General features: G+C 61.2%; 12 protein-coding genes. 3 read left to right on the forward strand and 9 right to left on the reverse strand.

Annotation, left to right across the window (positions count from 1 at the left end):
* Positions 1-20: 20 nt before the first annotated feature.
* Positions 21-632, reverse strand: coding sequence for a ribonuclease T (gene rnt, locus PRJ_RS05835; protein WP_010952252.1), 612 nt, complete (start codon positions 630-632; stop codon positions 21-23).
* Between the two features lie 59 nt (positions 633-691).
* Positions 692-1,738: a dihydroorotase gene (pyrC, locus tag PRJ_RS05840; protein ID WP_003254943.1), complete on the reverse strand. Its 1,047-nt coding sequence runs from the start codon at positions 1,736-1,738 to the stop codon at positions 692-694.
* 130 nt (positions 1,739-1,868) lie between these two features.
* On the opposite strand from pyrC, the gene PRJ_RS05845 reads away from it, so the two are divergent.
* Both PRJ_RS05845 and PRJ_RS05860 read left to right on the forward strand, forming a co-directional pair.
* Entirely contained in the window at positions 1,869-2,810 is a 942-nt protein-coding gene (locus PRJ_RS05845; protein WP_104960919.1) for an OmpA family protein, read from the forward strand.
* Between the two features lie 639 nt (positions 2,811-3,449).
* Complete coding sequence (locus PRJ_RS05860; protein ID WP_003254941.1) at positions 3,450-4,667, forward strand: argininosuccinate synthase; 1,218 nt, start codon at positions 3,450-3,452, stop codon at positions 4,665-4,667.
* Between the two features lie 67 nt (positions 4,668-4,734).
* Here PRJ_RS05860 and PRJ_RS05865 read toward each other — a convergent pair whose 3' ends face one another.
* Entirely contained in the window at positions 4,735-5,217 is a 483-nt protein-coding gene (locus PRJ_RS05865) for a hypothetical protein (RefSeq protein WP_064492967.1), read from the reverse strand.
* A 366-nt stretch (positions 5,218-5,583) separates the two neighbouring features.
* Here PRJ_RS05865 and PRJ_RS05870 point away from each other — a divergent pair, with 366 nt between their 5' ends.
* Positions 5,584-6,207 (forward strand): response regulator transcription factor, encoded by a 624-nt coding sequence (locus PRJ_RS05870; protein ID WP_003254939.1) that lies wholly within the window; start codon positions 5,584-5,586, stop codon positions 6,205-6,207.
* Between the two features lie 70 nt (positions 6,208-6,277).
* On the opposite strand, the gene PRJ_RS30025 is transcribed toward PRJ_RS05870, so the two are convergent.
* The 6 genes from PRJ_RS30025 to PRJ_RS05895 all read right to left on the reverse strand — a co-directional run bounded on the left by PRJ_RS30025 (position 6,278) and on the right by PRJ_RS05895 (position 9,834).
* Positions 6,278-6,454, reverse strand: coding sequence for a PA3496 family putative envelope integrity protein (locus PRJ_RS30025; protein WP_010952256.1), 177 nt, complete (start codon positions 6,452-6,454; stop codon positions 6,278-6,280).
* Between the two features lie 104 nt (positions 6,455-6,558).
* Positions 6,559-7,197 (reverse strand): endonuclease III, encoded by a 639-nt coding sequence (gene nth / locus PRJ_RS05875; protein WP_020193232.1) that lies wholly within the window; start codon positions 7,195-7,197, stop codon positions 6,559-6,561.
* Between the two features lie 4 nt (positions 7,198-7,201).
* Positions 7,202-7,726, reverse strand: coding sequence for an NADH:quinone oxidoreductase (locus PRJ_RS05880; RefSeq protein WP_104960920.1), 525 nt, complete (start codon positions 7,724-7,726; stop codon positions 7,202-7,204).
* On the reverse strand, positions 7,719-8,321 hold the full coding sequence (locus PRJ_RS05885) for an RnfABCDGE type electron transport complex subunit G (RefSeq protein WP_104960921.1): 603 nt from the start codon (positions 8,319-8,321) through the stop codon (positions 7,719-7,721). The genes PRJ_RS05880 and PRJ_RS05885 overlap by 8 nt, the downstream gene beginning before the upstream one ends.
* Complete coding sequence (locus PRJ_RS05890; protein ID WP_014589919.1) at positions 8,318-9,289, reverse strand: RnfABCDGE type electron transport complex subunit D; 972 nt, start codon at positions 9,287-9,289, stop codon at positions 8,318-8,320. Before PRJ_RS05890 ends, PRJ_RS05885 begins: the two co-directional genes overlap by 4 nt.
* A complete protein-coding gene (locus PRJ_RS05895) occupies positions 9,286-9,834 on the reverse strand; it encodes an Rnf-Nqr domain containing protein (protein ID WP_104960922.1) in 549 nt (182 codons plus the stop codon). The genes PRJ_RS05890 and PRJ_RS05895 overlap by 4 nt, the downstream gene beginning before the upstream one ends.
* Between the last annotated feature and the right edge of the window lie 85 nt (positions 9,835-9,919).

Genomic DNA, 9,919 nt, shown 5'->3' on the forward strand with positions numbered 1-9,919 from the left:
CCGCGAATGCCTTTAGCAGATCAATCGTTGAAATCGCGCCAGCCGCCCATTTCTTTCCAGCGGTTGACGATGCCGCAGAACAGCTCAGCGGTTTTCTCGGTGTCATAACGTGCCGAGTGCGCCTCACGCCCGTCGAAGTCGATGTCGGCGCTTTGGCAGGCCCGCGCCAGCACGGTCTGGCCATACGCCAGGCCCGCCAGGGTGGCGGTGTCGAAGCTGGAGAACGGGTGGAACGGGTTGCGCTTCAGGTCATTGCGCGCCACTGCTGCATTGAGGAAACCCAGGTCGAAGCTGCTGTTGTGGCCGACCAGAATCGCCCGCTTGCAGCCGTTGGCCTTGAGTGCCTTGCGCACGCCGCGGAAGATGTCGGTCATCGCGCTTTCCTCGCTGACCGCCATGCGCAGCGGGTGGTCCAGCTTGATCCCGGTGAACTCAAGTGCGGCCGGCTCGATGTTGGCGCCCTCGAACGGCTCCACTCGGTGGAAGTAGGTATGTTCGGGGAACAGGAAACCTTTCTCGTCCATGCCAATGGTGACGGCGGCAATTTCCAGCAATGCATCGGTAGCGCTGTTGAAACCACCGGTTTCAACATCCACCACGACCGGCAGATAGCCGCGGAAGCGCTCGGCCATCGGGTGGCGAGGACCGCTGCTGCCTTGGGTTTCCAGGTCGTCTTCGTAAAGGTCTTCGCTCACGCGTTTTTCTCCAGCAGGCGCCAGCGCAGTTTTTCGCCAGCGCGCAGCGGGACTACGGTTTGCTCGCCAAATGGCAGGCTTTCCGGAGCGGTCCATTCTTCGCGGACCAGGGTAATGGTGTCGGTGTTCGCCGGCAGGCCATAGAAGGCCGGGCCGTGCAGGCTGGCGAAGCCTTCCAGCTTGTCCAGCGCGTTACGCTGCTCGAACGCTTCGGCGTACATCTCGATGGCCGCATAAGCGGTGTAGCAACCCGCGCAACCACAGGCTGCTTCCTTGGCGTGACGGGCATGAGGTGCCGAGTCGGTGCCGAGGAAGAACTTCGGATTGCCGCTGGTGGCTGCGTCCAGCAAGGCCACCTGGTGGGTGTTGCGCTTGAGGATCGGCAGGCAGTAAAAGTGCGGGCGAATGCCGCCAACCAGCATGTGGTTGCGGTTGTACAGCAGGTGCTGGGCGGTGATGGTCGCACCCACGTTGGCCGGGGCCTCGGTGACGAACTGCGCGGCATCGCTGGTGGTGATGTGTTCGAACACCACTTTCAGCGTCGGGAAGCGCTCGACCACACGGCGCATGTGCTCGTCGATGAAGCGCTTCTCGCGGTCGAACACGTCGATCTCGCTGCGGGTCACTTCGCCATGCACCAGCAGCGGCATGCCCACTTCCGCCATTGCCTCTATGGCCGGGAAGATGTTGTCGATGCTGGTCACGCCCGAATCGGAGTTGGTGGTGGCGCCGGCCGGGTACAACTTGGCGGCGTACACGAAACCGCTGGCCTTGGCCGCGCGGATGTCCTCGGGGCTGATGTTGTCGGTGAGGTACAGCACCATCAGCGGCTCGAAGCGGCTGCCGGCCGGGCGGGCAGCCAGAATGCGCTCACGGTAGGCGCCGGCCTCGGTGGCATTGCGCACCGGCGGCACGAGGTTGGGCATGATGATGGCACGGGCGAAGGTACGCGCCACGTCGCCAACGGTGTGGGGCAGGACGGCACCATCGCGCAGATGGATGTGCCAGTCGTCGGGGCGCAGGAGGGTCAGGCGATCGGACATTGGGGATTCCAGGCGGGTCGAACTCAAGCCCCAATCCTACCGGAAAACCCCGGGGCGAGCACGGCTATCAAGTTTTCCGGACAGCGTCCGATAGCCTGCTGGTAAGCCGTCAGAATTTGTGGAGCCGCCCGTGCGCCAGCGTTACCTAGCCCTGTTGACCCTGTTCGCCAGCCTGCCGGCCGGCGCACTGACTTTCCAGACGCGCATGGAGAACATTGCCTGGAAGGTCGAGGGTGACCAGTTCGAGTGCCGTCTGAGCCAGCCGATCGAAGGTTTCGGCAGCGGTACGTTCGTGCGTCGGGCAGGCGAGCAGCCGGTGTTCCAGCTGCGGTCGGACAGCAACGTACTGGGTGCCGGCACCGCCAGCCTGCTGGCTGCGGCAGCGCCGTGGCAACCTGGGCGTGGCGATATCAACCTGGGCAATGTGCGAATGGCCCGCAGTGGCGTGCTGTTCAGCTCCTCCCAAGGGCAGGCCAGCCGGCTGATCAACGGTTTGCTCGACGGGCGTAGCACAGTCGTGCGCAACTACACCGGTGAGGCGGGCAGGCCGATGGAGGTGCGTGTGCTGCCGGTCAGCTTCGCCAAGGCCTACAATGACTATCAGGTCTGTGCGGGCAAGCTGTTGCCGATGAACTACGACCAGGTGCGCCAGACCCAGGTGGGTTTCCCCGGGGGCGGTATCGAGCTGGATGCAGCAGCCAAGGCGCGGCTGGATGTGATCCTCGATTACATGAAAGCCGACCCGACGGTGAACCATGTCGAGCTCAATGGGCATTCCGACAACAGTGGCAACCGCCTGGCCAACCGCGACCTGTCACGCCGCCGCGCATTGGCCGTGGCCGATTATTTCAAGGCTAACGGTGTGCCGGAAGAGCAGATCACTGTGCGCTTCCATGGCGAGCGTTATCCGCTCGCGAAGAACAACAGTGCGTCGAATCGGGCGCGTAATCGGCGGGTGAATATCGAGCTGGATCGGGTGGCGGTGGTTGAGAAAGCGGTGGAAAAGCCGGTTGAGCAAGCGGCGCCGGGTGTTGCACCTGCCTCGGGCGTCCCGGGGGCGAAGGCGCCCTGAGATCTGGTCGGTGCATGTCATGGGCTCGCATCAAGGCCGCCAGGGGTTCGTCACAACATTTTCAGCGTCTATGAGATCGAGCGCCGCCAGGTGTCCGCCTCGACACATTCTGCGCCTGTGAGATCGAGCGCCGCCCGCGCGGCGCTTCGCGGGTAAACCCGCTCCTACGTTTGTTTCGGGCCAGTCCATCCTGTGCCTGGCGCGCGCGACCGCCTTGTTGGTACGACGCGATATCGAGATAGGCACCAAGGCGTTCGCGCGCGAATCCCACAGGCATAATTGGCCCGAAACAAACGTAGGAGCGGGTTTACCCGCGAAGCGCCGCGCGGGCGGCGCTCGATCTCACAAGCGCAGAATGTCTTGAGGCGGCCACTTGGCGGCGCTCGATCTCACAGGCGCAGAATGTCTTGAGGCGGACACCTGGCGGCGCTCGATCTCACCGGCGCTGAACTCCTCAAGGCATGCACGCTGCGGCTCGACGCCCCTCCAAGGTCCTCATGCCACATCCCTCAACCGACCGCCCGTCGCCCCTACGAAAGTTCCTGTCGCTTTGTCGTCAGAAGCTGTCGCCCCACTGTAAATTTATCCGCAACGCCGGTAGAATCGATCCCTTTCCGTACAACCCCGTGGAGTGATGGCATGGCGGACGTAAAAAAGGTCGTACTGGCGTATTCCGGCGGCCTTGATACTTCGGTGATTCTCAAGTGGCTGCAGGATACCTACAACTGCGAAGTGGTGACCTTCACTGCTGACCTGGGGCAGGGCGAAGAGGTCGAACCGGCCCGTGCCAAGGCCCAGGCAATGGGCGTTAAAGAGATCTACATCGACGACCTGCGCGAAGAATTCGTGCGTGATTTCGTGTTCCCGATGTTCCGCGCCAACACCGTCTACGAAGGCGAGTACCTGCTGGGTACTTCCATCGCCCGTCCGCTGATCGCCAAGCGCCTGATCGAAATCGCCAACGAAACCGGCGCTGACGCCATTTCCCATGGCGCCACCGGCAAGGGTAACGACCAGGTGCGCTTCGAGCTGGGTGCCTATGCCCTGAAGCCAGGCGTCAAGGTCATCGCTCCATGGCGCGAGTGGGACCTGCTGTCCCGCGAAAAGCTGATGGACTACGCCGAGAAGCACGGCATCCCGATCGAGCGCCACGGCAAGAAGAAGTCGCCGTACTCGATGGACGCCAACCTGCTGCACATCTCCTATGAAGGCGGTGTCCTGGAAGATACCTGGACCGAGCACGAAGAAGACATGTGGCGCTGGAGTGTCTCGCCTGAGAACGCCCCGGACCAGGCTACCTACATCGAGTTGACCTACCGCAATGGTGACATCGTTGCCATCGACGGCGTCGAGAAATCCCCGGCCACCGTCCTGGCAGACCTGAACCGTATCGGTGGTGCCAACGGCATCGGCCGTCTGGACATCGTCGAAAACCGTTACGTCGGCATGAAGTCGCGCGGTTGCTACGAAACGCCTGGCGGTACCATCATGCTCAAGGCACACCGTGCCATCGAGTCGATCACCCTGGACCGCGAAGTCGCTCACCTGAAAGATGAGCTGATGCCAAAGTATGCCAGCCTGATCTACACCGGCTACTGGTGGAGCCCGGAGCGTCTGATGCTGCAACAGATGATCGATGCTTCGCAGGTCAACGTGAATGGTGTGGTGCGCCTGAAACTGTACAAGGGCAATGTGACCGTGGTTGGCCGCAAGTCGGACGATTCGCTGTTCGATGCCAACATCGCCACCTTTGAAGAAGATGGTGGTGCCTACAACCAGGCAGATGCTGCTGGCTTCATCAAGCTCAATGCTCTGCGTATGCGCATTGCCGCCAACAAGGGCCGTTCGCTGCTCTGATTGCTGGTGTGTGCGAAAACCCCGGCTCGGTCCGGGGTTTTTTTATGCCCGCGCAAAGGCGGGTCGTTCAACTTCGATGGCTCACATCATCGCCCTCGAGTGCGCTGATCGAAAGCTGCGCACATTGACGTCTGTCCAGATTACAAAAGCGCCAGACGCGCGCTGGCTCGGGCGGTTGGGCAAGTGCGTGCAAGAGTTGTTGTTCCATCATGCGACAGGCGTCGGGGCCGGAGAACATGAAAGTGACAGGTTCGCCCTGTACCGCCTCGGGGGCATCATTGGCAATTGCGGGTGTGGCCACACTGCTCAGTGCTGGCGTGTTGTCGTGTGCTGTGTTGTTGGGAAGCGGGCTATAGAACGACTTGTAATTGAAGTTGAGTGTCAGAAAAAACAGTGCCGTCAGAAAGAATGGAAAGCCTACCAGGAACCAGGTGTAGAGCTTTTGGCTGGACTCGCCGAGAAATGGCAGTGTGGCAAGGGCGGAGGCTTCGATGATCCCCGCGAAGATGGCAATGATCGTCAGCGGGGCGACAGGTTGTGCTTGGGTCATATGGGCCGTCTCCAGCGGTTTTGTCCATCTTTACCTTACTGCTGTACTCAACTAAAGGCTGGATTGTTTCCCGGGGGAGGAATGATCGTCAGAGAACCTCGTTGTGTTGCTTTTTCGACGTGTTTGAGTCGGAAGTTTTCCTTTGCTGAAGATCAGTATTCAACTGGTACGTTTATGTCAGTGGGTGGTACCTTTTTTCGGTAATAAGTAATTTATTTGTTACAACCATAGTCATTGTGTGTAGGAAGTTTCTGTAAGTTCTGTAGGCTTTGTCTGTCCATGGCTTTCGCTGGTAAATCGCCGCGCCAGCAAGCGTCCTGTCGGTTATCGTGGCGTGCCAAAGCAACAACAATGTATGGATATCGCATGAATAAAGTGCTTATCGTGGATGATCATCCGGTCATACGCCTGGCCGTACGCATGCTGATGGAGCGGCATGGGTATGACGTTGTGGCGGAGACTGACAATGGGGTAGCTGCGTTGCAGCTGACACGGCAACACCTGCCGGATATTGTGGTGCTGGATATCGGTATCCCGAAACTGGATGGCCTGGAGGTGATCGCCCGCATGGCGACATTCAGCCCGGGTAGCAAGGTACTGGTGCTGACGTCACAGGCCCCCGGCAACTTTTCGATGCGCTGCATGCAGGCAGGGGCGGCGGGTTACGTGTGCAAGCAGCAGGAGCTTACCGAACTGCTCAGCGCTATCAAGGCTGTGTTGTCGGGTTACAGCTACTTCCCCAACCAGGCCTTGCATGCGTCACGTGGCAGGGGGGCGGGCAGCGAGACGGATATGGTGAATCGCCTTTCTGCGCGAGAAATGACGGTGCTGCAACAACTGGCGCGAGGGCGTTCGAACAAGGAGATTGCCGACAGCATGTACCTCAGTAACAAGACGGTCAGTACCTACAAGTCGCGGCTGTTGCTAAAGCTCAATGCACGGTCACTGGTTGACCTGATCGAGCTGGCGCAACGGCAAGGTCTGAACTGATCGCCAAGCCTTGAAGCCTCCAGCCAGGAGGCTTTGCCAAGGCTATCGGTCCCTGACTACGGGACCCGCACTACAGGTCGTAATCGAAATCGGCCAACTGCTTTTGCAGGCGCCGTTCTTCCAGCATGTTGTCGATGGTGCGACGTTTGCTCAGGTTGGTCTTTGCGATTTCAACCTGTGGCTCCGCGTCATCGTCTGCGGCAACAAAATCATCATCGATCGACAGGTCGTCTTTATCGGTACTCATGAGTCGCTCCAAGCCAAGGGGCCATTGGCCGTCCTTATAACCAGAAAGCAGACGCTGGTAAAAAAGATTTTTTCAATCGATGTGAGTGGTTTTTGGCTATCGGCTCAATCGTCGGAGGTTTTGTGCTTGTACTCGCACAAATCTTCGATCCTGCAGCTGCCGCACCTTGGCTTGCGCGCCTGGCACACGTAGCGCCCGTGCAGGATCAGCCAGTGGTGGGCGTCGAGCAGGTAGTCCTTGGGTACAAACTTGAGCAGTTTCTTTTCCACTTCCAGCACCGTTTTGCCTGGCGCGATGCCTGTGCGGTTACTCACCCGGAAGATATGGGTATCCACGGCCATGGCCGGTTGGCGAAACGCCGTGTTTAGCACCACGTTGGCGGTTTTGCGGCCGACGCCGGGTAGCGCCTCCAGCGCTTCGCGGGTTTGCGGTACCTGGCTGTCGTGGCGCTCGATCAGTAGCCGACACGTTTCGATGACATTCTTGGCCTTGCTGTTGTAAAGCCCGATGGTCTTGATGTATTCGCTGAGGCCTTCAACGCCCAGGGCATAGATGGCCTCGGGGGTGTTGGCGACGGGGAACAGGCGGGCAGTGGCCTTGTTGACGCCGACGTCGGTGGATTGCGCGGACAGTGTCACGGCGACCAGCAGTTCAAACGGGGTCGTGTAGGCCAGTTCGGTCTTTGGGTCGGGGTTGTCTTCGTGCAGCCTGCGAAAAATCTCCAGGCGTTTGGCGGCATTCATGAAATCAGGGCTTTCCTTGACGAGGTGGGTGGGCAGGGTCCGGAAGCAGGCGATTGTACAAGGCCAACAGCAGACCCAGCAGCAGTAGCGCACCGGGTGCGAGGCTGGCCAGGTGCAGCTCGGCATGGTCAGCCAGCCATTGGCGGCTGGCGCCCAGCAGCAGGCAAATGGCAAAGACAGCGCCGAGGTGCTTTGCGAGCAGGCGCCAGCGGCGTTGGTCAGGTAGCAGGTGGTCACTGGCCAGGCATTGCAGGCACAACAATGCGGGATAGTGGCCCAGGGCAATGGCCAGTGGTAGCAGCCAGGCCCGCAGGGCCAACTGCAGGCAACTGGCCAAGGCTGCCAGCAGCAACAGGCTAGCCAGTACATAGGCCCAGCTGGCCATGTGTTTACGCAGTGGCGCCAGCAACAGTTGGTGCAGGCACCCCATCAGTACTGCGCACAGGCCGATGGCCGCGCCTTCAGCCAGCGTTCGGGTGGCACCCAGCAGTGGCGCCAGGCTCATGGCCAGCAGGCAGAACCTATTCATGGGTGGCGCCCTCCAGCAATACACTACGCTGCTCGTCGAAATAGCTCAGCGCATCCTGCAATGCGGCGATCACCGCGCGCGAGGTCACGGTTGCGCCGGCCAATTGGTCAAAGTCACCCTGGTCCCGCTTCAGCGCCCAGTGATCGCCCTGATCGCGGTTGTTGAACTGACTCAGCCAGTGCAATCGCGGATCCCCCAGGCGATCGCCCAGCCCGGGGCTTTCCTGTTGTTCGACAACCTGGCTGCCGATCAGCTGGCCGTCCGTGGTGATGGCGACGCTCAGCACGATCGGCCCGGCATACCCCTGGGCCTGTGTGATCAGGATAATGGCGCTTGGCTTACCTGCCACAGTGGCACGGTAAGCCGCCAGGATACGGCTGTTGGGCCTCTGTGCGGCGGGCCTTGGCAGCGGGCTTTCCAGGGGCTGGTTGTCATAGCTACCGTCGGGCAGCACGGCCAGCCGCTGGCGGCTTTGCAGCTGCTTTTCAGCGCCGGCGATGGCCGGACCGGTCCACTGCCGCCAGGCCAGGGTGGCAGACACTGCCAATACTCCCGTCAGCAGCAACAGGCCCACATCCCGAACCCCGCGCTTCATCGGGCTGCCTGCTGACGCTGCGCAGCCATGCGCTCGAGTGCCGGTGCGAAAAGGTTCATCAGCAGGACGGCGAACGCGGTGCCATCCGGATAGCTGCCCCAGGTACGAATCAGGTAGATGAGCACTCCTGTTCCCACGCCGAAGCACAGCTTGGCCCAGTCGTCTCTGGGGCCGGACACTGGCTCGGTCGCAATGAAGAAGGCTGCCAGCATGGTCGAGCCGGAAAACAGGTGCAGCAAAGGCGAGCCATTGGAGTCCGACCCCGAACCGTTCCAGCCCAACAAGCTGAATACCAATAGCCCTGCCAGCAAACCTGCCGGTGCATGCCAACTGATCACCTTGCGCTGCAACAAGAACAGGCCACCAAGCAGGAATGCCAGGTTGACCCATTCGCTGCCTGCCCCGCCAATGTTGCCAAAGCCTGGATGGCTGGCAAACAGTTCGTCGATGGTCAGGCTGCGGTTGTGGCGCAAGCCGTCGAGCAATGTCGGACGGGCCCAGGCATCGATCTGTTCGCCCCCAGCGAACACCTGCTGCACGCTGTCGAGCAGGCCTGGGGCCTGCCCAGGCCAATGGTTCATCTGCAACGGGAAGCTGAGCAGCACGAAGGCATAACCCACCATGGCCGGATTGAACAGATTTCGCCCGACCCCACCGTAGGCCTGCTTGCCGATTCCGATCGCGACACTTGCCGCGATGACCGGCAGCCACCATGGCGCCAAGGTGGGCAGGGCGGCCGCCAGCAGTACGGCGGTCACCAGTGCGCTGCCGTCGTTGAGCGCCTGGCTCAGTGATTGGCTGCGCAGTGCCAGCAGCAATGCCTCGCACAGCAGCGCGGCACTGGCGCACAGCAACAGGTTCAGCATCATGCCCCAGCCATGCAGCCACAACAGCGCCAGCAGTCCAGGCGTGCAGGCTAGCAAGACCAGGCCCATGCTGGTGCGTAGGCGCGGATCGGGACTGCTCATTGGCCAAACATTCCGTTGAAACCGGAAAACGCCATGGCCATCACCCCGGCACCGATCAATTCGATGGGCAGGCCGCGCAGCACGTTGGGGATATCGGCGTGGGCGCTGCGCTGGCGCAGGTCGGCGAACACCATCAGCGCCAGCCAGAAGCCGCCACCCGTCAGCAAGCCTTGGAGCAGCATGGTTGGCCAGGTGCTGCCGTCGCTTGTCTGCTGCAGGGCCAGCCCAAGCGCTGCTGCATTGCTCAACAGCAGCGCTGGCAACCCCACTACAGGCCAGGCCGGGCGCCACTTGGCCAAAAGCCAGGGCAGTCCCCAAGCGAGCAAGGCCAGCCAGGGCAATAGCAGAAACAGGGCAAGATCGTGGATGTGCAACGGGGCAAGTACCGCGTGCACCAGCAGCTGCGCGCCGATTACGCCCAGGGCGATGCACAGGGCGCAGGCCAGGCCGTGCACCTGCAGTTGCAGCCCGGGGAGTGGCTGTCGAAGCAGGCACAGGTGATTGATCAGTGCGGCGCTGATCAGGACCAGGATGTAGTCATTCATGAGATGACGATAGCCGGGAATCGGGGCGATTGTCCGGGTTTGGCATGAAGGGGCCTGCGTAATTGTGGGAGCGGGCAGCCCGCTC

The sequence above is a fragment of the Pseudomonas sp. XWY-1 genome (genome assembly GCF_002953115.1).
In the GTDB taxonomy this organism is placed as follows: Bacteria; Pseudomonadota; Gammaproteobacteria; order Pseudomonadales; family Pseudomonadaceae; genus Aquipseudomonas; species Aquipseudomonas alloputida.